The sequence below is a fragment of the Pseudomonas palmensis genome, from assembly GCF_049942755.1.
Classification (GTDB): domain Bacteria; phylum Pseudomonadota; class Gammaproteobacteria; order Pseudomonadales; family Pseudomonadaceae; genus Aquipseudomonas; species Aquipseudomonas palmensis.
The window spans coordinates 4,665,421-4,691,602 of sequence record NZ_CP187958.1; the positions used below are offsets into that span (position 1 = coordinate 4,665,421).

Below are 26,182 nucleotides of genomic sequence, written 5' to 3' on the forward strand. Positions count from 1 at the left end.
AGTGCAGACCCTGTGGGAGCGGGCTTGACCCGCGATGAGGCCCGCCTGAACACCGCAACACCTGTGTGCCCTGAAAACTAAAACAACAACACCAAGAGAGCGCCCCAATGACCCCCGAAGACATCGACAGCATCTGCAAGCACCCCGACTTCAAGCAACTGGTACGGCGCAAGCAGCGCCTGAACTGGTCGCTGACCCTGGCCATGCTGGTCATCTACTACGGCTTCGTGCTGCTGGTGGCGTTCTCCCCCAGCACCCTGGGGCAATCGCTCAGCGGCGGCGTGACCACCGTCGGCATGCTGGTCGGCGTGCTGGTGGTGCTGGTGTCCTTCGGCCTCACCGGGATCTACGTGTACCGCGCCAACAACGTGCTCGACCCGCTCAACGACAAGGTCCGCCAGGAGTGCGCGAAATGAACTGGACAGCCATCAGCATGTTCCTGCTGTTCGTCGTGTTCACCCTGGGCATCACCCGCTGGGCCGCACAGCGCACCCGCTCGGCCAGTGACTTCTACACCGCAGGCGGCGGCCTCACCGGCTTTCAGAACGGTCTGGCCATCGCCGGCGACATGATCAGCGCCGCCTCGTTCCTGGGCATTTCCGCGATGATGTTCCTCAACGGCTACGACGGCCTGCTGTACGCCCTGGGCGTGCTGGCCGGCTGGCCGATCATCCTGTTCCTGATTGCCGAGCGCCTGCGCAACCTGGGCAAGTACACCTTCGCCGACGTGGTGTCGTACCGCCTGGACCAGACCCCGGTACGCCTGACCTCGGCCCTGGGCACCCTGACCGTGGCACTGATGTACCTGGTGGCGCAGATGGTCGGCGCCGGCAAGCTGATCGAGCTGCTGTTCGGCATCAGCTACCTGTATGCGGTGATGCTGGTGGGCGTGCTGATGGTGTTCTACGTGACCTTCGGCGGCATGCTCGCCACCACCTGGGTACAGATCATCAAGGCCGTGCTGCTGCTCTCGGGCACCAGCTTCATGGCGTTCATGGTGCTCAAGCACTTTGGTTTCAGCACCGAAGCGATGTTCAGCGCCGCCACCGAGGTGCACGCCAAGGGCACCGCGATCATGGCCCCGGGCGGGCTGCTGTCCAACCCCATCGACGCGATTTCCCTGGGCCTGGGCATGATGTTCGGCACCGCCGGGCTGCCGCATATCCTGATGCGCTTCTTCACCGTGAGTGACGCCAAGCAAGCGCGCAAGAGCGTGTTCTACGCCACCGGCTTCATCGGCTACTTCTACCTGCTGCTGATCATGGTGGGCTTCGGCGCCATCGTGATGGTCGGCACCGACGCAAGCTACCGCGACGTCAACGGCGCGATCATCGGCGGCGGCAACATGATCGCCGTGCACCTGGCCCAGGCCGTGGGCGGCAACCTGTTCCTGGGCTTCATCTCGGCCGTGGCCTTCGCCACCATCCTGGCGGTGGTGGCCGGGCTGGCGTTGTCCGGCGCCTCGGCGGTGTCCCACGACCTGTACGCCTGCGTGATCCGCAAGGGCCAGGCCACCGAGAAGCAAGAGATGCGCGTGTCGCGCATCGCCACCCTGGCCATCGGCGTGCTGGCGATCATCCTGGGCCTGATGTTCGAGTCGCAGAACATCGCGTTCCTGTCCGGGCTGGTGCTGGCGATTGCCGCCTCGGTGAATTTCCCGGTGCTGTTCCTCTCGATGTACTGGAAGGGCCTGACCACCCGTGGCGCGGTGATCGGCAGCATGAGCGGGCTGGTCTCGGCCATCGTGCTGCTGGTGCTCAGCCCGGCGGTGTGGGTCAACGTGCTGCACAACGAAACGGCGCTGTTCCCCTACAGCAACCCGGCGCTGTTCTCCATGAGCCTGGCGTTCCTGGGCGCCTGGGTGTTCTCGGTCACCGACACCTCGGAGCGGGCAGCGCAGGAACGCGGCCGCTACCTGGCGCAGTTCATCCGCTCGATGACCGGCATCGGTGCCGCAGGCGCAAGCAAACACTAATAAACCAAAACGATTGTCGGGTATAAAAATAATGAACCACATTCGCTTCATGCCGGCTTCGCTGCTGGCCGGCTTTGCCTTGCCCCTGGTCGCCGCGCCGGCCCTGGCCGACTTCATCGACGACAGCCATGCCAAGGTCGAGTTGCGCAACCACTACATCAATCGCGATTTTCGCCAGAGCAACGCGCCGCAATCCAAGGCCGAGGAGTGGGCCCAGGGCTTTACCGTGAAGTTCGAGTCCGGCTTCACCGATGGCCCGATCGGGGTAGGCGTCGACGCCATGGGGCAACTGGGCATCAAGCTCGACTCCAGCCGTGATCGGCGCGGCACCGGGCTGCTGCCGTTCGGGCCCGACAGCCTGGAACCGGCCGACGACTACAGCGAGCTGGGCCTGACCGCCAAGCTGCGCGCCTCAAAGAGCGTGCTGCGCCTGGGTACCTTGCAGCCGATCCTGCCGGTGGTGGTGTACAACGACACCCGCCTGCTGGCCGCAAGCTTTCAGGGTGGCCTGCTGACCAGCCAGGAGATCGACGGCCTGACGTTCAACGCCGGGCGGCTGACCAAGGCCAACCTGCGCGATTCCTCCAGCCGCGACGACATCGGCTACGGCGCGGCCAGCAGCGACCGCTTCGATTTTGGTGGCGGCACCTATGCCTTCACCCCGCAACTGAACCTGACCTACTACTACGCCAAGCTCGACCAGATCTACCGTCAGCAGTTCGTCGGCCTGGTGCACACCCAGCCGCTGGGCGAGGGCCTGAGCCTGCGCAGCGACCTGCGCTATTTCGACAGCCGTGGCGACGGCGCCGAGCGGGCAGGGCGCATCGACAACCGCAACTTCAACGGCATGTTCACCCTGGCCAGCGGCGCGCACAAGGTCAGTGCCACCTTCCAGCAGATGTCGGGCGACAGCGCCTTCCCGTTCCTCAACGGCGGCGACCCGTACACCGTCAACCTGGTGACCTACAACACCTACACCCGCGCCGGGCTCGACTCCTGGCAACTGCGCTACGACTACGACTTCGTCGCCCTGGGCATTCCGGGCCTGAGCTTCATGACCCGCTACACCGACGGGCGTCATGCCAGGACCGCGACCGTGGACAACGGCCGCGAGCGCGAACGCGACACCGACATCACCTACGTGGTGCAGAGCGGCCCGTTGAAGAACGTCAGCCTGCGCTGGCGCAACGTCACCTTCCGCTCAGGCAACGGCTTGACCAACAGCCTGGACGAGAACCGCCTGATCATCGGCTACACCCTGGCGCTGTGGTAAGCGCGCCCCTTAAAAGAACCGGAGGACACCTCATGTCTGTTGCCCCAACCTTGCAAAGCTTCATCGCCGGCCGCTGGCTCGGCCAGCATGGCGCGCAGCCGCTGCGCAGCGCCCTGGACGGGCACGTATTGGCGTACAGCCATGAAGAGCGGCCCGACTTTGCCGAAGCCATCGAGCATGCGCGCCGTGAGGGCCTGCGCAGCCTGATGGCGATGGACTTCCAGCAGCGTGCCGCGCGGCTCAAGGCCCTGGCGCTGTACCTGGCCGAGCGCAAGGAACAGCTCTACGCACTGTCCCACCACAGCGGTGCGACCCGCGCCGACAGCTGGATCGACATCGAGGGCGGCAACGCCACGCTGTTCGCCTATGCCGGCATCGGCAGCCGCGAACTGCCCTCGGGCAACCTGCTGCACGAAGGCCCGGCCATCCCGCTGGGCAAGCAGGGCACCTTCGCCGGCAGCCACATCCTGGTGCCGCGTGCGGGGCTTGCGGTGCACATCAACGCGTTCAACTTCCCGATCTGGGGCATGCTCGAAAAGTTCGCGCCGACCTTTCTGGCCGGCATGCCGTGCATCGTCAAGCCAGCCACCTCCACCAGCTACCTGACCGAGGCGGTGGTGCGCCTGATGGATGAGTCCGGCCTGCTGCCGGCCGGCAGCCTGCAACTGGTGGTGGGCAGCACCGGCGACCTGCTCGACCGCCTGCAAGGCCAGGACGTGGTGACCTTCACCGGTTCTGCCGATACCGCGGCCAAGCTGCGGGTGACCCCGAACCTGATCCGCCACTCGGTGCCGTTCACCGCCGAGGCCGACTCGCTCAACTGCGCGATCCTGGGCCCGGACGTGAAGCCGGACGATGCCGAGTTCGACCTGTACATCAAGGAAGTGGTGCGCGAGATGACCACCAAGGCGGGGCAGAAGTGCACCGCCATCCGCCGCGCCATCGTGCCGGCCAAGCACCTGGACGCCGTGGCCACGCGCCTGCGCGAGCGCCTGAGCAAGGTAGTGGTGGGCGACCCGTCGGTGGAGGGCGTGCGCATGGGCGCGCTGGCTTCCCATGACCAGCAGCGCGACGTGGGCGAGCGGGTGCGCAGCCTGCTGCAGAGCTGCGACCAGCTGTTCGGTGCCAGCGATGGTTTCGAGCCACGGGGCGAGGGCGTGAGCGAAGGGGCGTTCTTTGCGCCGACCCTGCTGCAGGCACGCGACCCGCATGCCGACGGCGGTGCCCACGACATCGAGGCCTTCGGCCCGGTGAGCACGCTGATGGCCTACGACGACCTGGACGAAGCGCTGGTGCTGGCCGCGCGCGGCAAGGGCAGCCTGGTGGCCAGCCTGGTGACCGCCGACCGCGAGGTGGCAGCCAAGGCCATTCCGGTGGCTGCGGCCTGGCACGGTCGGTTGCTGATCCTCGACAGCGAGGCGGCGGCGGAGTCCACCGGGCACGGTTCGCCCTTGCCGCAGCTCAAGCACGGCGGCCCTGGGCGTGCCGGTGGCGGTGAAGAGCTGGGCGGGCTGCGGGCGGTCAAGCACTACCTGCAGCGTGCGGCAGTGCAGGGTTCGCCGAGCATGCTGATGGCGGTGACCGGCGAGTATGTGCGCGGTGCCCAGGTGTACGAGAGCGAGGTGCACCCGTTCCGTCGTCACTTCGAAGAGCTGCGCATCGGCGAGTCGCTGCTGACCCATCGACGTACCGTGACCGAAGCGGACCTGGTGAACTTCGGCTGCCTGTCGGGGGATCATTTCTACATGCACTTCGACGACATTGCGGCCAGGCAGTCGCAGTTCGGCAAGCGCATTGCGCATGGCTACTTCGTGCTGTCGGCGGCGGCGGGGCTGTTCGTGTCGCCGGGCGAGGGGCCGGTGCTGGCCAACTATGGCCTGGACACCCTGCGTTTCATCAGCCCGGTGGGCATTGGCGACACCATCCAGGCGCGCCTGACCTGCAAGCGCAAGATCGACCAGGGCAAATCCAGCCCGCTGGGCCAGCCGCAAGGGGTGGTGGCGTGGGATGTGGAAGTGACCAACCAGCTGGGTGAGCTGGTGGCCAGCTACGACATCCTGACGCTGGTGCTCAAGCGCCCGGTGTAACGCCGAGCGCTGCGCGCTCGATCGCGGGTCAAGCCCGCTCCCACAAGGATTATCGCCATCCCTGTGGGAGCGGGCTTGACCCGCGATGGGCTACGCAGCAGCCTCCGCAATATGGCACGCACACAAAAATACCTGGCACACACGCAAGCGCTTTACCCCCTCCGACTTTGCTCTAATCCCGTCATGGCCTGCCACGCCACTCATTGATCCACCCAGAACGGGATAACAATAAAAAATGAAACGCTTGATGCCGCTTGCCGTGCTCTACGTGTCAACGCTCGCCCACGCCGGCACGCCCGGCAACATCGACGCCAACCGACTGCTCAACGCCAACCAGGACGCCGCCAACTGGCTCGCCCACGGGCGTACCTACGACGAACAACGCTTCAGCCCGCTGACCCGCATCAACGACCAGAACGTCGCCGGGCTTGGCCTGGCCTGGACGCAGAAGCTCGACATCGATCGCGGTACCGAAGCCACCCCCATCGTGGTCGACGGCGTGATGTACACCACCGGTGCCTTCAGCATCGTGTATGCCTTCGACGCCGCCAGCGGCAAGCCGCTGTGGAAGTACGACCCCAAGATCCCCATGGAGAAACTCAGCCAGGGCTGCTGCGACGTGGTCAACCGCGGTGTGGCCGTGTGGCAGGGCAAGGTCTACGTGGGCAGCTTCGATGGGCGCCTGATCGCCCTCGATGCGGCCACCGGCAAGGAGGTGTGGAGCGTCGACACCGTACTGGACCCCAACAAGAGCTACACCATCACCGGCGCCCCGCGCATCGTCAAAGGCAAGGTGCTGATCGGCAACGGCGGCGCCGAGTTCGGCGTGCGCGGCTATATCACCGCCTACGATGCCGAGACCGGCAAGCAGGCCTGGCGCTTCTTCACTGTGCCCGGCGACCCGGCGCTGCCACCGGAAAACGAGGCCATGGCCAAGGCCATGAAAACCTGGAAGGGCAATGGCTGGGTCAAGTGGGGCGGTGGCGGCACGGTGTGGGACTCGATGTCCTACGACCCCGAGCTGGACCTGCTGTACGTGGGCACCGGCAACGGCTCGCCGTGGAACTACCAGTTCCGCAGCCAGGGCGAGGGCGACAACCTGTACCTGTCGTCGATCGTCGCGCTGCGCCCGGAAACCGGCGAATACGTGTGGCACTTCCAGGTGACGCCCGGCGATCGCTGGGACTTCACCGCCACCCAGCAGATCGTGCTGGCCGACATCCAGATCGACGGCAAGACCCGCAAGGTGCTGATGCAGGCACCCAAGAACGGTTTCTTCTACGTGATCGACCGCACCAACGGCGAGTTCATCTCGGGCAACAACTTCGTGCAGGTGAACTGGGCCAGCGGCCTGGACCCCAAGACCGGGCGCCCGATCCTCACCGACCAGGCCGACTACGCCAAGGCGCCGAAGGTGATACAGCCAAGCTTCCTCGGCGGCCACAGCTGGCACCCGATGTCGTACAACCCCAACACCGGCTATGTGTACATCCCGGCCCAGGACACCGTGGCCGAACTCAAGGCCGCCGACAAGCCGCTGTTCCTGCCGACCAAGTCGGTGGTCAACTTCGGCCTGGACGTGCCCGACCTGCCGGAAGACCCGAAAGTGTTCAACCAGATCCGCAGCGCCTGGCGCGGCCACCTGATTGCCTGGGACCCGGTCAAACAGCAGGCCGCCTGGACCCACGACTATGTCGAGTCCGGCAACGGCGGCACCCTCAGCACCGCCGGCAACCTGGTGTTCCAGGGCACCTCGGACGGCCGCGTCATGGCCTTCAGCGCCGACAAGGGCAAGCAGTTGTGGGAGCACCGCGCCAACTCCGGCGTGCTCGGCGGGCCGGTCACCTATGAGGTCAAGGGCGAACAGTACGTGGCGTTCATGGCCGGCTGGGGCGGCATCATGCCGCTGATCGCAGGCGGCCTGACCGACAAGGGCAAGGTGCAACCCGAATCCCGCGTGCTGGTGTTCAAGCTTGGCGCCAAGGGCGAACTGCCGCCGCCGCGCAAGGCGCCGGTGCTGCCACCGCAAGTGCCCGCGCTGACCGCCTCGGCGGATGAAATCGCCCAGGGCCGCACCCTGTTCAACGGCATGTGCGGTGCCTGCCACGGCCTCAACGCCGCCAGCGGCGGGGTGATCCCCGACCTGCGCTACCTGAGCCCGGACAAGCACCAGGCCTTCGTCGGCATCGTCAGCGGTGCGTTCATGAGCAAGGGCATGCCGAGCTTTGCCGGCGTGCTGGACATGCCGCAGATGCAACTGATCCAGCAATACATCATCAAGCGCAGCCTTGACCTGCGCGCCGCCGCCGACGCCACTGCGGCGCAGTAAGCCACCCCTCGACCCCGCTCGCCAGGCGTGCGAGCGGGGCAGCCTCAACCCGTTCCAATAACAATTAACCGGTAGACAGGTGACCCCCATGAAAGCGCTTTTGCACAAAGGCGGCGCATTGCCGTGCTCGCTGTTCCTTGCCCTGTGCGCCAGCCCCGCGCTGGCCGATGTACGCCCCGACTCCGGCGACTATGCCGCGCTGCCACCGGGCACCGACCTGGCCTTGCTGTACCAGCAGAACCCGCGGATCGACCGCTCGTACATGGGCGGCAAGCGCGCCGCCGACAACCTCGACCTGGACCTGACCGTGGGCGTGCTGCGTCTGGTGCACTTCACCGAGTTCTTCAACACCGGCCTGATCTGGGACCCGCAGATCATCATCCCCTACGGCCATCAGGAAATCGGCGCCACCGGCCAGAAGAACAGCGGCCTGGGCGACATCACCTTCGGCGCCACGGTGTGGAGCCTGGCCGACATGGAGCGCAACCGCCACCTGGGCTGGTCGCTGTTCGTCACCGCGCCCACCGGCGCCGACAAGAACCAGGGCTTTGCCCTGAGCGGCAACCGCTGGGCGGCGGACTTCCAGGTGGGCTATGTGCACGGCTTCAACGAGCGCTGGACGTGGGACGTGATCGCCGAGACCGAGTTCTACCAGGAGCAGCGCGACACCGGTGCGCACCGTGACCCGCTGATCCAGTTGCACAACCACCTGCGCTACAACTTCACCCCGGCCACCTCGGTGGCGCTGTCATACCGGCACAACTGGGGCTCGCGCGAGACGCTGGACGGGCAGACCCTGGAAACCAGCCACAACAACGGCACGGTCGGCCTGTCGGCGACCACCATGCTGGGCAAGCAGTGGCAGGTAATGGGGCAGTACTGGCGGGATGTGGAAGTGCGCTCGGGGCCCATGACCGACCACTCGCTGCAGTTCAGGTTGGCGTATATCTACTGAGGCGAGCCTGACGCACACCGGGTGAGGGGCACCCGGTGTGGTCACACGCCATGGCCGGGCTTAGACTGCGTGGCTTGGGCCTGTCAGTCGCCACGCGCGGGGCCGGACACTTGAACTGTGACGTGAACATGAAGCTCAAACTGTGCCTGCTGCTGCTTGTTTGCCCACCGCTGTTGGCCCAGGAGTTCGCCTGCCAACTGGGTGGCAAGATCGTTCCCGTTGCCGAGTATCGGCAGCCGACCCCTGTCTTCACCCGGCTGAAAAATGACGGGCATCCGATGACGGCCTTCGGCTTTTCAATTGCGCACAGTCAGGTGCTGGGGGCCGACAAAGCCACGCGTGACTATTGCCAGTCGCTGATCGCAACAACGCGCACCGTGCTGTTGTCAGGTCAGTACCCGGCTGATCACTTTCACCCGGGCCAGACCCTGTCGCTCAAGCATGTGCATCGCGACCGCCATGTCTGGCCTTACTGGCCAGACTATTACTGGCTCGCAGATAGCCCCCAGGGCCGCTGACCGACTCTTCGCTGCCGTGTCGCCTGGCGTGTATCGACCGAGGGGAGGGCGGCGCGCAAGGCGTGATCGCGGATCGGCGCCGCAGAGCTGAATCATCAGTGGCGTGCCGACCGGTTCAGCACAGCGCCCTCTACCGAAGGTACTCGCACCCGCAGTGCAATCAGCACCGCGGCCAGCAGCATCAGCACGGCCGCTGCCACGAATACGCCTGCGCTGCCACCGAGGCTGAACATTACCCCACCCGCGGCCGCGCCTGTGGCGATGGCCGACTGTACCGACGCTACCACCATGCCCCCGGCGCTTTCCGCCTGGTCAGGGACCGCGTTGGCGACCCAGTTCGACCACGCCACCGGCACACCGCCAAAGGCCAGGCCCCACACCGCCAGCAGTACGGCCTGCCCTGGCACCGACGCCGGCAACAGAACCAGCGCCAGTGCCGCAACGCCCACCAGCGCGGGCATCGACACCAGGGTGGCCAGCGGGTAACGAGCAAGCATCCACCCGGCCACCAGGGTGCCGACAAAGTTCGCCACACCAAAACCCAGCAGCATCAGCGACAGCCCCTGCGGGCCAATGCCGGTCGTGCCTTCGAGAAATGGCCGAACATACGTGAACATCGCGAAGTGGCCGCTGTGCACCAGCACACAACCGAACATCCCCATGGCAATGCCTGGGCGCAGCAATACTTCAAGCACCGTGCGCAGGCGTGCCGGGCGGCGCGGCGCAAGGCTCGGCAGCGTGATTGACTGGAACGCCAGGGTCACCACGCCCACCGCCGCCGCTGCAAAGAACGCGCTGCGCCAGCCATATAGCCCACCCAGATAACTACCCAGCGGAACCGCAACCACCGTCCCGATGGCGATGCCACTGAAAATGATCGAGAGCGCTCGCGGCAACAATGCCCCCGGCACCAGACGCATCGCCACCGCCGCCGCCATGCTCCAGAACCCGCCAAGCGCGATGCCCAGCAAGATACGCATCAGCAACAGCACCACGAAACTGGAGGAAACGGCGACCAACAGATTGGACGCGATCATCAACGTGGAAAAACCCAGCAATACCCAGCGGCGATCGATACTGCGAGTCAGGCCTGGCACCAACAGGCCGGCGAACAGCGCCACCACGGCTGTCACCGTTACCGCCTGGCCAGCCAGCGCTTCGGATACCCCCAGCTCGGTCGCCATTGGCGTCAACAGGCTGGCCGGAAGGTACTCCGCGGTCAGCAAGCCGAACACGCCCATGGCCAGCGAGAACACGGCCATCCACGCGGGGGTTGCAGGTTCTGCATCCGGCCCGGCGCCGGGACGGCTGTCGGGTACGGCATTGCAAACAAGGTCAGTCATTGCACGGATCTCCCAATCTTCAATTGCGACCCGCAGTCTAGGCGCGAGAACCCGGATGATCTATGATCGAAAAACTCGATTTTTTGACCAGAACACCTGAATCATGCCGACGGACCCCTCTGCCTTCTCTTCCGATCTCATCAACGAGCTGTTGCGCGGCATGCGCCTGCGCGGTGTCGACTACCGGCGTATCCAGGCGGGCCCGGCCTTCGGCTTGGGCTTCGCTGCCAAACCCGGGCATGCCTGGTTCCACTTCCTGGCGGTCGGCAACGCGGTGCTGCGCATGGAAGACGGCACAACCTATGCGCTGTGCGCCGGTAACGCCGTCTTCATCTCCCATGGCGCGGCCCATCAATTGCTCTCGGATACACACGTGCCCGTGCAGCAAATCGACCTTCTGGACGGCGAGCCGCTGGGCGACGCCGTCAGCGCGGTGGACACCGGAACCGATGCCGGCGCCATGCCGGCTACGCTTTTGTTCAGTGGCTGCATGGAGTTCGAATTGGGCAGCCTGCATGGCCTTGGCAAGCTGATGCCGGGCCTGATGCTGATTGATGCCGGCGGCCAGCGTTACCCAGGGCTGGTGCCTATTCTCACCACCATGGAGCGCGAGGTCAGCGCCGCACGCATCGGCTTCGCCGGCATCCTCGCGCGATTGGCCGACGTGGTCGCCGCCATGGTCGTTCGAGGTTGGGTCGAGTGCGCCTGCGGTAACGCCTCTGGCCTGGTTGCCGCCCTGCGCGATCCGCGCCTGGCCGGTGCACTGCTGGCGCTGCATCAACAACCGGGCCGCGACTGGACCGTCGAGCAGTTGGCGGAGCAATGCAATACGTCCCGCTCGGTCTTTGCGGAGCGTTTTCAATTGACGATTGGCATGACCCCGCTGCGCTACGTCACCGAAGTGCGAATGCGGCTTGCCAGCCAGTGGCTGACGCTGGAAAGGTTGCCAATTGAAGAGGTCGCGCAGCGTTTGGGCTATACGTCTCAGGCAGCGTTCAGTCGGGCGTTCAAGCGTGTTACGGGTAAGACGCCTGGGTTGAGTCGCAGGTTGAAGCAGTCGGCTGCCATCTGAAGCTGAGTGGGATGGGCGGGTGGGCCATCTTGGGCGGCCTTGGCACTATTTGAGACAAGGCCGAACGCAGTCGCTCGCACCTCTTGGCTTTCGATAGGCCGCGTGTGCGGCCCGTGTGTTGCGTCATCAACTACTGACCGCTTTGGCCTCCATGCCATCAAGCACCGACTCGATCAACGCATTGCTCAATTCCAGCGAGTGTTGCGAGGCCATCAGCAGGCTTTTGAACTGCTCATCGGCGCGTTCGCAGGCTTGTGCGGTGGTGTCCGTTGCACACTGGATCATGATCGACAGGTAGACCAGCGCATCTTCGAGCTTGATGTCTTCGCGCACGGAAAACAGGGGAGGGTGATCGCCGTGGCAACAGCCGAAGGAGGTGTAGGCGGGTTTGCGCGGGGTGTTGGTGAACGGGGGATCAGGGACGATTTTTGTCATTGTGCAGCTCCTTGATTGGTGGAGCCGACCAGCATCGTGACCAAACGATGGGTGGCGGCTGTACGCAGGTTGGTCAACCGGGAATCAAGGAACCCGGCGCGCACGAATGCGCCCCACGCACAGCCGCCATAACACGAAACAGCAGACACAAAAAAGCGCCACTGATTCGGATGCGGCGCTTTGTGCGCCTTGATTTATCTCAGGTGACCAAACCTGGACGCTGGATTTACAGCGACTGAGCAAGGTTAACGGGGTTGGGGTGGGGATTCAAGTTTCTGGCAGAGGGAAGGAGGAGGCGTTACCGTCTGAGTGCTGATGCATTCATTTTGACGATCTGGCTTGCTTTTGAATTCAAAGGTTTAAGGCGCGCAGAGCGGCCTGCGCTTGAGGCTGACTAATACGTTGCAGTCTGTTGCGGCAGCTAGAGATTCTGGCCGTATGCGGTCTTGGGTGAAAGACCGCTTACGACCCAAAGCGGACGTAGTCAACCCTGATAATTTGCCGCTCGGCGAGCGACATCTTCACTTATGGAAGAGCAAGCTCTTACCCTAATGCGGCGGCAAATGCTTCTGGCGTGGGGCTCTCCTGCCATTGTGCGATTGCTCCCGGCAGCACCAGCCATGGCTGCTTGCGCCGAGTCCAGATATGCGCAACCGGCTCGAAGCGCTCAGCCCCTTCCAGGATGCCGGCCCGTACCACTCGCATGCCGGGTGCTGCCGTCGTCTCGTTGAACAGCCGGGTATGACATGTACCGCAGGCATGTTGGGTAGACGTTTGACCTTGGTGTTCATGCTCAAAGATCGCCGTTTCGCCAGACACCTGAACAGCCGAAGCCGCGCTCAGCATGTGCAGACCAAACGCACTGCCGCTCCAGCGCTGGCAGTTCAAACAGTGGCAGGCATACAGCGGCGGCAATTGCCGCGCCACGATCTCAAGGGTGACTTGCCCACATCGGCACTGACCGGTGATTCTCATGCGTTAGTTCCTTACAATGACGCCCGGAAAAATGTGGGCGAATGATCGCTTTTCACGGGCTCTGGCAGAAGATCAAATTAGGAGCAACTGTTGGCCAAGAATGTATGAGCGGTATTGAATGGGAAAGCCAGCGTGTATTTCTCGCCGTGTTGCGCTCTGGTAGCCTGAGCGGCGCGGCGAAGCTGCTGGGTATCGCCCAGGCCACTGCGCGCCGGCGCCTCGACTGTCTTGAACACGCTCTCGGTGTGAGTCTGTTCACCCGCACACCTCAAGGACTGACGCCTACTGCCGGAGCGCAGCGCCTGATCGAACATGTGGAGGCCATGGATCTGGCCGCGCAAACCTTCAACCGCATGGCCAGCTCTGAAGCGTCGATGGATCACGGTACAGTCCGGCTGACCTGTGGCGAGTTGCTTGGCGTCGAAGTCTTGCCCGACCTGCTGCGCCCTTTCCATTACGAACACGTCGGACTCAAACTTGAGCTGAGCATAAGCGATGCCCTTGAAGACATCGCCAGGCTGCAATCGGATATTGCGGTGCGGCTGATGCGGCCCAATGAAGCGGATATCACGGTGCGGCGTGTCGGCAGTTTGCAGATTGGCATCCATGCCAGTGCCGGGTGCCTGGAGCGCTACGGTAACCCAACCTCCTTGCTGTCGCTGCGCCAGCGACCGCTGATCGGGCCAGACAGACGCTCAGCGGATTTGCGTCGGTTTATCGACTCTGGTCTGTGCGATGCCGACCAGCATTTCGCCATTGCCTCTGATCATCACCTTGCTCAGCTGGCCGCTCTGAGAGCGGGCTTAGGCTTCGGGCTCTGCCCGACTCAAATCGCAAAATCGCACCGACTGGTACATGTGCTACCACACGATTTTGGCTTTGAGGTTGAGGTGTGGATCGCAATGCACAATGACCTGCGCAAAATTAACAGGATCGCTCAGGCGTTCGAGGTTCTTGGAGAGCAGTTACATCAGTATCTATGCTTAGCCGATCAGTGAGCAGCGTAGGTCGTGGCATCCACTGCTTTGTCTAAACGGCTGCAATGGGTCGAAAGCCGCCGCTCCGGACTGACCGCTCCCGACCCATTGCAGCCGTTCAGCACTGGCAGATTTCGATCCCTCGCGGCCAGTGCTCCCGACACTTACAGTTCCCGAGCCCAAGTCTGGCTGACGAGGTCTTTTCCGAAGCTGTGTACCTGTTCTTCTTCGACCAAATGGAAACCTGCTTTCTGATAGAGCTTTCGGGCATCGACAAGCACACTGGTTGTCCAGAGGATCATGTGCTTGTAGCCCGCGAGCCGCGCAAACCGAATACTCTCTTCCAGCAACCGATTGCCGATTCCCATGCCCCTGGCGCTCGCGTCAACGTAGAGCATCCGCAGCTTGGCGGTCGTCTGGTCATGTTTGACGACAAAGACCGAACCGATAACTGTGCCCTCTTTTTCCGCGATCCAGCATCGCTCGCAGGACGGGTCGAACTCACGAAGGTAGTTGGCGACGATTTCCGCCACCAGCGCTTCGAACTCCATATTCCAACCGTATTCGCGGGCATAGAGTTGCGCTTGTTGCTGAACAACGATACCCATATCGCCCGCTTGTGAATCGCGCAGGATGTAGGAATGATCACCGTCGCCCAATTGAGTCTGGATCTGTCTCATGGCTTGGATCAATTGTTCTTGCTGGCGCTCAGGCAAGCCTTGCAACATCAACACGACTTCTTCACGAGCGGCTTGCTCCAGCGAGGCCAGCACCTGACGACCTGGCTCGGTGAGCTGGATTTGAGAGGCTCGGGCGTCGATTGCCGACCGAGCTTTGCTGTGATATTCGCGCCTTTATCAGCCAGGTGTTACGCCAGCGAAGCGCCCACGATGCCGGCACTAATGACAACGACTCGTTTGTCCAGAGCATTTCCCATAGCAACCTTCATTCTGTAGACCTGAAGGCGGTTTCAGTGTCTGCCTCTGGTCGATTTCTGCTTGTCGTAAGGGGCAGCAGTTGTCGTCCAGAAAGCAGATGTAAATTTGTCTGAAGTGGCGAAATAGCTGCCAAAATCATCGTGTTAAAACGCCGCCTGAAATGGCAGCAAGATAAGCGCGTGAGTGTTGTTGGCACTGGAGGGTAGCGAAAAATCGTTCAGCTACTACGGTAAGCGTCATCAACGACTATAGTCATTGGTGAGCCAGAGCGAATCTGACCATTCCCCTGCCAACCTGGCCTAATCCAATTCCGCGATTACACGGCGGATCTTCTTGTGTTCCTTGATGCGGAACGTGAACGTTTCGCTGCCGAAATCACTCAGGCTCAGGCTGAGATCGAGGTAGCGTTGTCTTTTTTTGAACCCCTTGATGGTGGATGGAGTTATCCCGCCGGGCACGTCGCATCCCACTGAGCACGTCCCAACCACCCATCTATCAAGGTTCAAGCTATGAATACTTTAGAGTTCGATGATGCACAAAAAACCAATGGCGACCGGGTTCAGGGGCCGCTGCCGGCCGGCACTGTCGCGCCCGACTTCACTCTTCAAGCAACCCCTGATCAACAGTTGTCGCTGCGTGAGCTAAAGGGAAATACCGTGATATTGGCGTTTTATCCCGCTGACTGGACTTCGGTGTGTGGTGACCAACTGACTTTGTACAACCAGTTGCTACCCACATTCAGAGAATACGGTGCGGCGCTACTGGGTATCTCGGTTGACAGCGCCTGGTGTCATCAGGCCTTTGCCAAAGATCGGAATTTTCACTTCAGCCTGCTGGCCGATTTCGAGCCCAAAGGGGCTGTGGCACGACAGTATGGAGCGTACGAGTCCCAGCTCGGGGTTTGTAAGCGTGCGCTGTTCGTGATTGACAAGGACGGGATGGTTGCCTGGAGCTACGTCTCCCCGATGGCAATCAACCCTGGTGCGGACGGTATTCTGGATGCGCTGGATGCTTTGGCGAATTCGCCACAAAGCACGCCAACCAAAAATTAACAGGTGATTAGATGGCCACTCTCAAAGTCCCGGTAAGTGCCGACGACCATCGCCAGGGAAGTGCGCATGCCAAGGTCACCTTGGTCGAATTTGGCGACTATGAATGTCCCTATTGCGGTGAAGCTTATTGGATGGTCAAGAATCTGCAACAGCATTTTCGCGATGACTTGCTGTTTGTGTTCCGTAACTTCCCTCTGACCACCGCTCACCCCCATGCATTGGGTGCAGCGGTCACCGCTGAGTATGCCGGGAGTCGAGGATTCTTCTGGGAGGCCCACGACGGATTGTACGAAAATCAGGATCGATTGGGCCTGCCGCTGTATCGCGCCATCGTTCTCAAACACGGCCTTTCCAGGGAGGAATTCGATCTTGCAATGCAAGAGGATACTTACATTCCCAAAATACAAGCCGATTTCAATGGCGGTGTACGCAGCGGCGTGAATGGCACCCCAGCGTTTTACATTGACGGGCTTCGGTATGACGGAGTTCCAGAGTTCATCGGGATGAGTCAGATGATTGAGCTTTTGTTAGTGCGTGGACGAAATCGCTAGAGAGCCAAATCGGCTTGGCATCACCCACATCGGAGCCGGGGAAAAACCAACGTTAGCTTCCTTTTACATTAAAGAGGTGGGCACGGAGCCGGCAACTAATGAAATCTTTGAAGTATTATGAAGAAAATCGACACGCCACATGGTTGGAGTTGTTTTTTGACCTGACTTTCGTTGTTACGATAGGTCAAGTTACGCACACTCTCGGACATGTTCATGATGGGCACTTTGAACATAAGCAATTATGGACATTCTTACTGCTTTTTGTGCCGTTGTGGTGGATCTGGTCCAGTCACACGATTTATTCCAACAGGTTCGATACAGACAGCAATCTTCACCGTTTGGCAACATTATTCATAATGCTCCTGCTCATTGTGCTATCGGCACGGATCGGGGAAGACTTGGAAGTGAACTACCCGCTCATTATTGTCTGCTATTTTGGTATACGTGCAATCATCAGTGTTATGTATATTTCATCCATTAGTAAACTCGATTCTCGCGGCGAACTTTCCTCAAGGCTTGGCTTCGCCCTATTAGTTAGCGCAGTTATTAGCCTTTCATCCGTTATTTTTGACCCGCCCTTGCGTTACCTTGTTGCTTATATTGGGATTGTTCTTGATATTCTGTTTCCTGTATTTTTCTGGACTAAACTAAAACCGTTGCCAGCACACACAGAGCACTTGGTTGAGCGCATAGGCCTACTCACCCTAATCTTATTGGGGGAGTCAATTATTAGCCTTTCCGGAGGCTTATCTAACATTCAATGGGGTTATTATAATGTGATGGCGGCCATCACCGGATTTATCATGATTTGCAGTATCTGGTGGATCTATTTTGATAGTTTTTACTTGCTGAAAAAACATCAAAGCAGGATGAGTGGGCACGCCTTAATCTACTCGCACCTTTTTCTTTTTATGGGGCTGGCACTTCTGGCAAATTTGATTAGGCATGCGATCCTGAACGACATTGCGATACGCGATTTCCAGATTATGTCGATCACCGGCATGGCCTTGTTTTTCCTAGGTAAGCAATATGGCTATTTCATAGCCGTGAGTAGAATAAGGAAATACATCCTACAAAACACGTTGATAGTGTTTTCTTTGGGCGGGTTAGTCGTGTTTTTACCCCGCGTCGAGTACATATTGGTCGGCCTGACAGCAACCATGATCTCTTATGTTTTTCTAAATTTCAGATATCGTTGAATCATCATTATCAGACCAGAGGGTGGGACCAAGTGAGCAAGTGGCTGACTTGCGGTTACATGCTGCCCACTACGTCGTTCTCACTGCTCGTGCGCTACTCGCCGCTACCCTTGGTCTATTTGGGTTTGTAATCCTGGTATCGTCGACCATAGTTAAGAGTCTCGGATGCCCCTCTTAGCTATCGCGATCTGATAGCGCCAGCCGCATCGTAACAACAGGAGCCACATCATGGTCAAAGTAGCGTTGTTCGTTCGCCTAAAAGCAAAACCCGGGAAAGAAAAGGATGTAGAGAGCTTTCTTTTGGGTGGCCTTCGGTTAGTGGAGGAGGAGCCAGCCACTACAGCCTGGTTTGGAATCCGCTTGGGGCCGTCCACCTTTGGCATCTTTGACGCATTCCCGGATGAAGCGGGCCGGCAGGCTCATCTTTCGGGCAAGGTCGCGGCGGCGCTTATGGCAAACGCTGCCGAGCTATTTGCCGAACCGCCATCAATCGAGAAGGTTGACGTCCTTGCGGCCAAGCTACCCAGCTAAGCAAACCCAATAGGAAGCTCCAGTCAGTACTGGGAGGCCCACGATGTATTTTGTGAAAATCAGGATAGCCTGGGCCTGCTGCTGTTCCGGGCGGTGATCAATCAAAACACTTGTATTGAAGATAAATGTCATGGCTAAAGTGCCGTGTCCAGGATTCATGCCATGCTTGCGCGCTCGGTATAAGTGAAAGGATACGCGCGCAAATCGTGTCCAGGGACGGCGTGGAAGCCGCACAGAATCTGCAAGGCAACGTGCTCATCACGGGTTTAGGCTGGGTAGGGTAGATTGTTTGCCGGGCACCGGTCGCTCATGGCGCGAAGATCTCCATCATTGATATAGAACCGGAGGTCATCCGCGCCGTGACACCTTATGGTTTCGTCAAGTGAGCATTCGTCGGCGTAGCAGTGACCGATGTTCAATGAGCTGCCTGACGCGGCTGCACTCCGAACTGCGCAACGATGTGCGTACCCAATTCCTCAATAACTTCCACCGCAGGGCGCTTGCCGTATTTGAGATTGAGAATGACGTGGTCCACGCCGATTTCCTCAAGCGACTCCAGCAAAAAACGTAGATGGTAACGTCCAAGTCTGAACCCCAAATGGATACGTGTGGGTGGCGTTGACGGATTCTCATCGAGATCGATGTACAGCGACTGAGTAAAGGGCTTATACACAGAACCACATTGTTTCGTGACCTCCAGTCGCCAATCTTCCACGACCAGCCGCTGCATGTTCGGAATGCGTGGATAGTTGATCCATCCGTTGCTCTCACGCGCGATCCAATCCAGTGACTGGCGACTGTTGCCGGTCACGAGCATTGGAATGAATTGGGTGGTCGGTTTCGGAATCAGGTCTGCGCCTTGCATTTCACCAGTGCTCCAGTGGATGGGCTCAAAACTGGTGCTGTGGGCGCGGCGAATCACTTCGTAGTGTTCTCGAAAGATCTCTCCACGCCTTTCGGGATCGACGCCAAATGCCGAAAACTCCACTGGCCGATCTCCCGAAGCAACCCCCAGAATCAAGCGACCAGTGCTCAACTGATCTACGCTGGCAGACGCCTTGGCCGTGTGCAGGGGATGGTGCAGCGGGATGGCGATGGAGGCGGTGCCAAGTGCAATCTCCGAGGTATGGGCGGCCATATAACCCAGGTAAACCCAGGGGTCGAAGACTTGGCCGACATCGCCGAAGCCAGGGTCGCGAAGCGGCACGTCGCGAAACCAGAGCGCGCAGAAGCCCAGCGCCTCGGCTTGTTTAGCCAGTGTGACCTGGTTGAGCATGCTCGGAGTGTCCCCGTCGAACGCCTCCATGGGAAAGAATAATCCAAGGCTCAAATGCCCCTGAGTGAAGGTTCGGCTGAACCCTCGATGCTGCTGGTAAGGAATCGTGCTCGGCCGATACATACGGATTGACCTCATGGCAGAACGTGAACAGCGCCCCCGTTTCCAGAGGTGCTGCGGCATCGGTCGCTTTTGAACGGCAGGTGGGGGGACTGGGTCTGGCTTTTACCCGTTGCGCCGTACTGCTGGTCGTGTGGACCGGACTCAGGGGGCAGTTGCTGGCGATAGGCGCGGGTTGGTCCGGGTGGGTGTTAAGCGGACGGTCAAAGGAAGTCAGATCTCTCGGCTCTATACCACCAGATGGGCAAGGCGTTCGAGGAATCATTCTATAAGCGTAGGCGGTTTTGCAGCTCTCCGCCATATTCTTACAATCGAGCCGCTGGTGGGCGAAAGTCGCGTATCGAAGGCAGTTATCGGTCGTTTCCTGCCATTCCAGAACGGCCGCTATTGGCCGATAGCGGTCAGCCAACGTGTCTCAAAAGGGATCGAGCCGTGCGTCGATGCCAGCCTGCTTAGCCAGCGAGATCAGGTTTTCGACGCAATCTTGCTCAATGATGCAACCCACATAATCGGCGCCGCCTGTATCCACATGCAGAAAGCGCTTCCCGAACCCGGTCAGCCATTGATCGAAATCGATCAGCACTTGCATCAGTGATGGCGTCTCTTCCAGCTTGTAGGCATAAATCTGGTCAATGCCGCTGGCTTCAATCAGTTTCGGTGCCAGGTACTTGAAATCATCGAAGCCGTGCACGTCCACGGCCATTAGAACCAGATTACTGAGTAACTGGCCTTTATCAGCGTCCAAAAGACCACTGACCAACGCGGTGGCCGGGTCTTCACCTAGGTTGTAATAGCGCGACACCCTTCTCACGAGACGCGCACGTTCCTTTTCAGGCAGCCGCGCCAACAGGGCCTGGGTGAACGTTTTCAGTTGCGCACCGAATGGATAAAGCTCACGCATAATCGCGGCATCGCTCAACCTTGGTTCATCGGGTGGGGGTTGTGTGAAGCGATCGCCGAACAATCGACTGAACAAGCCCATCGCCGTTTATTCTCCCTGGTGGGTAAAGCCTCTGGCGCGAAGCTTACCCCAGCGGTTCGATGACGGCGAATAGGGTCAGGGTTGACATCTATTCAGTCTACGTGTGGCAGCAATCGACCCATAGCAGCCATTCACGAAGGGCCGCATTCGGCCAATGCCGCAGCAGTGGGCCGCAGCATGAGTGCGAAGTCCTTTAATTACTCGACCTTTTTACCTGGCAATGGGGCCGTATGAATTTCGTCAAACATAGCGGTTGCCACTGAAGCAGCATAAACAATGTATTTCACATCACTTTCTTTGCTCTTGACTTCATAGATTTCACAAAGAAGACTTTTGTTGTTCTTGGGCAACGCTGCAGGCGACCAGGATGAAGGGCTCTTGAAGTTATACTCAGGGCCTTTGTACATTAAGGATTTTATGCCAACAACGGTACGCTTGTATTTTTGTCTGTCAGGTCTTTTGGAATTTTCATAGTCCCCTATAAATGATCCTAAAGAACCGGAGACAACATCTATGCACTCCTTGTCTAGCGCGGTCTCATAATCAGCAGCCGCGTATGTTCCAACGCTGCCATGGTTGGAATAGAATTTTTGACGGGGCGTCAATTTCTCTTCTGGCTGCTTGGGTTTATATTCATCACCCTCGAAATGGTATTCGATGTACCCTCGCGAAATATCCACCCTGTTGTATATTTTTCTCTTTTCTATCACGTCTTCAAAAGTGTACCAGCGATGCTCAATTAGTGTGTGCTCGACGTCTAGCCCGTTCGCCATCACTTTTAAAGAAAGCACGGAGCCGAACAGGATATATGCAATGTTGATACTTTTCATGAGCTCGCCCAGGGCATGGTTTTTTAAAGTTTACTTGATTCTAGCCAGTGCACGATAGAGTTGTAAATTTATCTAATAGCAAAATCAACACACTGGATCATGATCGACAGGTAGACCAGCGCATCTTCGAGCTTGATGTCTTGGCGCACGCAAAACCGGGGAGTGTGATTGCCGTGGCAACACACGGGGCAGCGCCTGTCGCTGGAGCATACCCCCCGGACAAGCCGTATGGCCTTACTGGCCGAACGCCTACCGTGTACCCGCCAGGCCTCGATGGCCAGTGGTGTGCGGGCCTTGCGCCACGGCGCACAGGGTGTGCGCCAGCATGTCTTCAGCGCTGCGCTCACCGTCGACTCGCAGGACGGGCGCTGTCTGCCTTGAAAGCCACGCCTCGTGCCGCACACGGCTTCGGCTGGAAAACGCCGGGTCGTCATACTGGGAAGCCCATTCGCGAAAGGCCAGGTGAATGGCATGCATGTCGCCACCGGGCGCGATGCGATTGCCAAAGCGCTGCTGTTCTCGTGCTGCCAGTCGTTCCAGGCGAACAGGTGTCGGCGTGATCACGAACACGATCAGGTCGACATGCGCGATCAGCGCATCACCCCAGCCATCGAACGAGCCGGTCAGTACCCAGCCCTGATCACCGAGTGCCTGTTCGATCAGGCAGACGCGTTCGGCGGGTGGTCGCTTGGTAGTGAAGGGCGGGTTGGTGGGCAGCCAGTAGAAGTCATCGACATCGACATGCCGCAGGTTCAGCGAGCAGGCCAGGTTGTGACCCAGGGTGGTCACGCCGGCACAGGAGGCGCCGGTTATGTAGATACGCATTGTTCTGTTCATGCGCCATCCTACCCCGGCGGTCTGTCAGGGCGAAGCGCTCCGGCGCGTCAGCCCGGGTGGCGTTGGTGCGGGTCACAACACGGCGCATCCCTGCGCCACTTCACATCAGAAACTGTACTTGGCCGTGAGCATCATGTTGCGCGGTGTGCCGTAGGTGTCGCCGCCGTAGCTGGTCGAGTTGGAGATGGACGAGTAGTACTTGCGATCGAACACGTTGTTGGCGTTCAGCTGCAGGTCCAGGTTGCGGGTCAGCCGGTAGCCGGCCATCAGGTCGGTGACGGCGTAGCCACCCTGTTCCAGGCGATAGCTGCCACCGTTGGCCAGCGCCACGTCGTTGTACAGGCGGCTCTGCCACGACACGTTGCCGCCCACGCGCAGTTTCTCCAGCGGGCCCTGGAAGCGGTAGGTGGTGGTCAGCTTGAACAGGTGCTCGGGCGTGTCGGTGTCAAAGCGCTGGTTGACGTTCTTCGGGTTGGCGGCGTCCTTTAGGGTGTGCACGCGGGCATAGGTGTAGCCACCGCCCACCTGCCAGTTCTCGGTCAGCGCACCCTGCAGCTCGAAGTCGATACCCTGGCTGCGGATCTCGCCCGAGGCCTCGTAGCATTCGGTCTGCGGGCAGTTCGGCACGAACACCTGCACCGCGCGGTTTTCCTGGTCGATGCGAAACAGCGCCAGGCTGGCGTTGAGCGCACCCTCGAAGTACTCGCCCTTGATGCCCACCTCGTAGTTCTTGCCCACGATCGGCTTGACCGGGGTGCCGGAGGTGCCCTTGCTGCTCTGCGGGGTGAAGATGTCGCTGTAGCTGACGTAGACCGAGTGATGCTCGTCCAGGTCGTAGATCAGCCCGGCATAGCGGGTGACGTTGCGGGTGACCTTGTAGTCGCCGTCGCCATCGCGGTTGTCGTAGTCATACCAGTCCAGGCGCCCGCCCAGGATCAGCTTGAGCGGGTCGGCCAGGCTCAGGCGGGTGGTCAGGTACACGCCGTCCTGGGTGGTCACTTCGCGGCTGTTGCCGGTGTGGGTGAAGTTCGGCTTGCCGGCATCGATCGGCCAGTTGGGGTCGTAGGGGGCATAGTTGTGGGTGGTCATGTCGTAGATGCGCTTGCTGGCACCCACCACCAGTTCATGGGTGCGCCCCAGCGCCTCGAAGGGCCCGCTGACAAAGGCATCCACGCCGGCCTGGTTTTCATCGTGGGCCGACTGGTACACGGTGCGTGCCAGCGTGTTGTTGACCCAGCGCGACTGGTACGAGCCGGAGAACAGCGCGTTCTGCTCGGAATAGTTGGCGTTGACCTGCAGCTTCCAGTCGTTGGCCAGGCGCTGGCGTACCTCGGCAAAGACGGTGTTGATCTCCTGGTCCTTGTTCTCCCAGGGGGTACCCGGGTTGTACGAGCGCGGCAGGTTCAGGTGATGGCCGTCCAGGCCGACCATCGAGGCGCCCCAGAAGTAGTTGGTCTTGTCCTTCTGGTTGGAGAAGCCGAGGGTCAGGGTGGTGTCGTCGCTCAGGTCCGCCTCGGTGATGGCGTAGAACAGGCCGTGGGTCTCGTCCACGCCATCGACGAAGCTGTTGCTGTCGCGGTAGGACGTCACCACCCGACCGCGCAGGGTGCCGCTGTCGTTGAGCGGGCTGGAGGCATCGACCTCGCCGCGGTAGTCGTCCCAGCTGCCGGCCGCACCGGTGAGGGTGACCTTCTGTTCGGCCAGCGGGCGCTTGCGCACCAGGTTGATGGCAGCCGAAGGGTTGCCCGCACCGGTCACCAGCCCGGTGGCGCCGCGTACCACCTCCACCCGGTCGAACATCGCCAGGTTCGGCTGGGCGCCCACAGTCCAGCCCTGGTAGCCACTGGGGATGCCGTCGTACATCAGGTTGTCGATATCGAAACCGCGCGCCGAATACGTCTGCCGGCCAGGGCCGCTGGAGAAGTCGAGGAACAGCCCCGGGGTGGCCTTTACCACGTCGTTGATGCTGGTCATGGCCTGGTCGTCCATGCGCTGGCGGGTAATCACGGTAACGGCCTGGGGCGTTTCGCGCAGGGTCAGCGGCAGCTTGGTCGCCGTCGACATGGCGCCGGTGGTGTAGGACTGGGTGCCTTCGGTGGTGCTGCCCAGTTGAGTGTTGACGATTTCGGTGGCGCCCAGCTCCAGGGTCGCAGCCTTGGCTGGCTGCGGTGTCGCAGAGCTGTCATCGGCCAGGGCGGGGGTCAGGGTGGCCATGCAGATGGCCATGGCCAACAGATTGCGGGGCAGGCCGGAGCAATGCGGCGGGGTAGGGCGCGACATGAAGGGTTCCAGTGGTAGTGATAAATATAATACATATGAGAATCGTTACCAAATGATGTGTCAAGGTGTGTCGCAATAAATAGCGGCGTTCTGGCCGATGCCGCGTCCTCTGCTAGGTTTCTAACCATCACCTTTTGTCACCCCACCCCCAGGCATACAGGCAAGGAAGCACCCGATGAACAAGACACCCCTGTTTTTCAGTGGATTGCTCGCTACCGCGGTACTGTTCGGTAGCACAGCGGCCCAGGCACAGACCCAGCCGGTAGTGCAGGTTTCCGGGCCTGAAGCGGATGTGAAGGTCACGGAAACCTACGTGCGGATGATGGCCAGGGAGGCGTACTTCTGGGGTTGGCCCATGGCCAACATCTTCAACCGCCGGCAGAAGTTCAAGGACCTGCCCGAGGCGGGGTTGATGGGCGGCATCGTGCCTGTGGCGCCGATCAACCACCTGTCGATGCTCACCGACTACATCTCGCCCGGGGAACGGCTCGTGGCCTGCCCCAACCAGGATGTGGTGTATGGCGCAGGCAGCATCGCCCTGGACATCGAACCCGTGGTGATCCAGGTACCGGACTTCGGCGACCGTTTCTGGGTGTACCAGATGGTGGACCTGCGCTCCGACAGCTTTGCCGAGCTGGGCAAGATGTACGGCACCAAGCCCGGCTTCTACCTGCTGGTGGGCCCGGACTGGAACGGCAAGGTGCCGCAGGGCATCACCCAGGTGTTCCGCGCCAGCACCAACACCGGGTTCGTGATTCCACGGGTGTTCCAGGACGATACCGACGACGATCGCAAGGCCATCCAGCACTATCTGTCGGGCATCGACATGTACCCCTTGTCCAAGTACGACGGCAAGCCCAAGCAGCGTGACTGGAGCCAGTCGCCGAAATTCCCGGCCGAGGCGGCGGGTGAAGAGGAAACCCGCTGGGTGTTCCCGGAAACCTTCTTCGACGAGCTGCCGGCGATTCTCAAGGATGCCAGGCCGCTGCCCGGCGAAGAGGCGCGCTATGCGCAACTGACGGTGCTGGCGCAGATAGCCCAGCGCGATCCCGAGCTGAAGAAAGCCATGATCGACGAGGCGCAGAAGGCTGACAGCGAGGTGGTCAAGCCGTTGCTGCAATTTCGCAACTACGGCCAGCAGTTGCCCCACCACTGGAGCACCATCAGCAACGGCGCGGCGTTCGGCACCGATTATTTCCTGCGCACCGCGGTGGCCCGTTCGAACATCTTCGTCAACAAGCAGATCGAGACCAAGTACTTCTACCAGGACCTGGATGCCTCCGGCACCCGGCTCAACGGTGGCCAGCGCTACAGCGTGACCTTCCCCAAGGGCGCGCTGCCGCCGGTCAAGGGGTTCTGGTCGTTGACGCTGTACAACCAGCAGCACTTCTTCGCCGAAAACCCCTTGGGGCGCTACTCCCTGGGTACCAAGAACACGTCGCTCAAGACCAACCCCGATGGCTCGCTGACGCTCTACGTACAAAGCGATTCGCCCGGCGCGGACAAGGAAAGCAACTGGCTGCCCGCGCCCAAGGGGGCCGACTTCTCGCTCTACGTGCGGGCCTATTGGCCACAGGCGGCGGCGATGAACGGCCAGTGGACGCCGCCGGCCGTGGTCAAGGTCAACTGAACGGATTACCCCATCGC

At 60.6% G+C, this 26,182-nt stretch carries 21 protein-coding genes and 3 pseudogenes; 15 read left to right on the forward strand and 9 right to left on the reverse strand.

Features of this window, described 5'->3' with window-relative positions; translation table 11 throughout:
* Window positions 1–107 precede the first annotated feature (107 nt).
* From ACPRTJ_RS21570 to ACPRTJ_RS21600, 7 genes and pseudogenes are all read left to right on the forward strand, one after another.
* Entirely contained in the window at window positions 108–416 is a 309-nt protein-coding gene (locus ACPRTJ_RS21570) for a DUF485 domain-containing protein (protein ID WP_043863000.1), read from the forward strand.
* Window positions 407–1,975 (forward strand): annotated as a pseudogene (locus ACPRTJ_RS21575) (cation acetate symporter); the annotation flags it as partial. The gene ACPRTJ_RS21570 and the pseudogene ACPRTJ_RS21575, both read left to right, overlap by 10 nt.
* Window positions 1,976–2,006: 31 nt before the next feature.
* Window positions 2,007–3,248 (forward strand): OprD family porin, encoded by a 1,242-nt coding sequence (locus ACPRTJ_RS21580; RefSeq protein WP_043862998.1) that lies wholly within the window; start codon window positions 2,007–2,009, stop codon window positions 3,246–3,248.
* Window positions 3,249–3,280: 32 nt separating this feature from the next.
* Window positions 3,281–5,335, forward strand: coding sequence for a phenylacetic acid degradation bifunctional protein PaaZ (gene paaZ, locus ACPRTJ_RS21585; RefSeq protein WP_426427272.1), 2,055 nt, complete (start codon window positions 3,281–3,283; stop codon window positions 5,333–5,335).
* Window positions 5,336–5,570: 235 nt separating this feature from the next.
* Window positions 5,571–7,664, forward strand: coding sequence for a PQQ-dependent dehydrogenase, methanol/ethanol family (locus tag ACPRTJ_RS21590; protein WP_078480197.1), 2,094 nt, complete (start codon window positions 5,571–5,573; stop codon window positions 7,662–7,664).
* 88 nt (window positions 7,665–7,752) lie between these two features.
* Window positions 7,753–8,619 carry a transporter gene (locus tag ACPRTJ_RS21595; RefSeq protein WP_236176864.1) on the forward strand — a complete coding sequence of 289 codons (867 nt, stop codon included), beginning with the start codon at window positions 7,753–7,755 and terminating at the stop codon, window positions 8,617–8,619.
* Between the two features lie 128 nt (window positions 8,620–8,747).
* Window positions 8,748–9,137 carry a hypothetical protein gene (locus tag ACPRTJ_RS21600; RefSeq protein WP_282362478.1) on the forward strand — a complete coding sequence of 130 codons (390 nt, stop codon included), beginning with the start codon at window positions 8,748–8,750 and terminating at the stop codon, window positions 9,135–9,137.
* 95 nt (window positions 9,138–9,232) lie between these two features.
* On the opposite strand, the gene ACPRTJ_RS21605 is transcribed toward ACPRTJ_RS21600, so the two are convergent.
* Complete coding sequence (locus ACPRTJ_RS21605; RefSeq protein ID WP_426427273.1) at window positions 9,233–10,480, reverse strand: MFS transporter; 1,248 nt, start codon at window positions 10,478–10,480, stop codon at window positions 9,233–9,235.
* Between the two features lie 103 nt (window positions 10,481–10,583).
* Here ACPRTJ_RS21605 and ACPRTJ_RS21610 point away from each other — a divergent pair, with 103 nt between their 5' ends.
* Window positions 10,584–11,552 (forward strand): AraC family transcriptional regulator, encoded by a 969-nt coding sequence (locus ACPRTJ_RS21610; protein ID WP_426427274.1) that lies wholly within the window; start codon window positions 10,584–10,586, stop codon window positions 11,550–11,552.
* Window positions 11,553–11,678: 126 nt separating this feature from the next.
* On the opposite strand, the gene ACPRTJ_RS21615 is transcribed toward ACPRTJ_RS21610, so the two are convergent.
* Both ACPRTJ_RS21615 and ACPRTJ_RS21620 read right to left on the reverse strand, forming a co-directional pair.
* Entirely contained in the window at window positions 11,679–11,987 is a 309-nt protein-coding gene (locus tag ACPRTJ_RS21615) for a DUF3077 domain-containing protein (protein ID WP_426427275.1), read from the reverse strand.
* Between the two features lie 543 nt (window positions 11,988–12,530).
* Window positions 12,531–12,962, reverse strand: a complete 432-nt coding sequence (locus tag ACPRTJ_RS21620; RefSeq protein WP_012051932.1) for a GFA family protein — start codon at window positions 12,960–12,962, stop codon at window positions 12,531–12,533.
* A 41-nt stretch (window positions 12,963–13,003) separates the two neighbouring features.
* On the opposite strand from ACPRTJ_RS21620, the gene ACPRTJ_RS21625 reads away from it, so the two are divergent.
* Window positions 13,004–13,960, forward strand: coding sequence for a LysR family transcriptional regulator (locus ACPRTJ_RS21625; protein ID WP_078480192.1), 957 nt, complete (start codon window positions 13,004–13,006; stop codon window positions 13,958–13,960).
* A 143-nt stretch (window positions 13,961–14,103) separates the two neighbouring features.
* On the opposite strand, the pseudogene ACPRTJ_RS21630 reads toward ACPRTJ_RS21625, so the two are convergent.
* A pseudogene (locus ACPRTJ_RS21630) lies at window positions 14,104–14,775 on the reverse strand (GNAT family N-acetyltransferase); the annotation flags it as partial.
* Between the two features lie 611 nt (window positions 14,776–15,386).
* On the opposite strand from ACPRTJ_RS21630, the gene ACPRTJ_RS21635 reads away from it, so the two are divergent.
* The 5 genes and pseudogenes from ACPRTJ_RS21635 to ACPRTJ_RS21655 all read left to right on the forward strand — a co-directional run.
* On the forward strand, window positions 15,387–15,929 hold the full coding sequence (locus ACPRTJ_RS21635; RefSeq protein WP_043862990.1) for a redoxin domain-containing protein: 543 nt from the start codon (window positions 15,387–15,389) through the stop codon (window positions 15,927–15,929).
* A gap of 11 nt (window positions 15,930–15,940) precedes the next feature.
* Entirely contained in the window at window positions 15,941–16,480 is a 540-nt protein-coding gene (locus ACPRTJ_RS21640; RefSeq protein ID WP_012051936.1) for a DsbA family protein, read from the forward strand.
* Window positions 16,481–16,578: 98 nt separating this feature from the next.
* Complete coding sequence (locus ACPRTJ_RS21645; protein WP_229589278.1) at window positions 16,579–17,679, forward strand: low temperature requirement protein A; 1,101 nt, start codon at window positions 16,579–16,581, stop codon at window positions 17,677–17,679.
* A 228-nt stretch (window positions 17,680–17,907) separates the two neighbouring features.
* A complete protein-coding gene (locus ACPRTJ_RS21650) occupies window positions 17,908–18,210 on the forward strand; it encodes a putative quinol monooxygenase (RefSeq protein ID WP_043862987.1) in 303 nt (100 codons plus the stop codon).
* Between the two features lie 194 nt (window positions 18,211–18,404).
* Window positions 18,405–18,587 (forward strand): annotated as a pseudogene (locus ACPRTJ_RS21655) (monovalent cation:proton antiporter-2 (CPA2) family protein); the annotation flags it as partial.
* Window positions 18,588–18,625: 38 nt separating this feature from the next.
* Here the strand turns inward: ACPRTJ_RS21655 and ACPRTJ_RS21660 are convergent.
* The 5 genes from ACPRTJ_RS21660 to ACPRTJ_RS21680 form a co-directional block, all read right to left on the reverse strand.
* Window positions 18,626–19,609, reverse strand: a complete 984-nt coding sequence (locus tag ACPRTJ_RS21660) for an LLM class oxidoreductase (protein ID WP_043862986.1) — start codon at window positions 19,607–19,609, stop codon at window positions 18,626–18,628.
* Between the two features lie 412 nt (window positions 19,610–20,021).
* Window positions 20,022–20,588 carry a DUF6630 family protein gene (locus ACPRTJ_RS21665; RefSeq protein ID WP_426427276.1) on the reverse strand — a complete coding sequence of 189 codons (567 nt, stop codon included), beginning with the start codon at window positions 20,586–20,588 and terminating at the stop codon, window positions 20,022–20,024.
* Window positions 20,589–20,785: 197 nt separating this feature from the next.
* Window positions 20,786–21,418, reverse strand: coding sequence for a hypothetical protein (locus ACPRTJ_RS21670; RefSeq protein ID WP_426427277.1), 633 nt, complete (start codon window positions 21,416–21,418; stop codon window positions 20,786–20,788).
* 249 nt (window positions 21,419–21,667) lie between these two features.
* Window positions 21,668–22,243, reverse strand: coding sequence for an adenylate kinase (locus ACPRTJ_RS21675; protein WP_426429144.1), 576 nt, complete (start codon window positions 22,241–22,243; stop codon window positions 21,668–21,670).
* A 117-nt stretch (window positions 22,244–22,360) separates the two neighbouring features.
* Window positions 22,361–24,535, reverse strand: a complete 2,175-nt coding sequence (locus ACPRTJ_RS21680; RefSeq protein WP_426427278.1) for a TonB-dependent siderophore receptor — start codon at window positions 24,533–24,535, stop codon at window positions 22,361–22,363.
* Between the two features lie 175 nt (window positions 24,536–24,710).
* Between ACPRTJ_RS21680 and ACPRTJ_RS21685 the strand changes: the two genes are divergently transcribed.
* On the forward strand, window positions 24,711–26,165 hold the full coding sequence (locus tag ACPRTJ_RS21685; RefSeq protein ID WP_104573065.1) for a DUF1254 domain-containing protein: 1,455 nt from the start codon (window positions 24,711–24,713) through the stop codon (window positions 26,163–26,165).
* Window positions 26,166–26,182 lie beyond the last annotated feature (17 nt).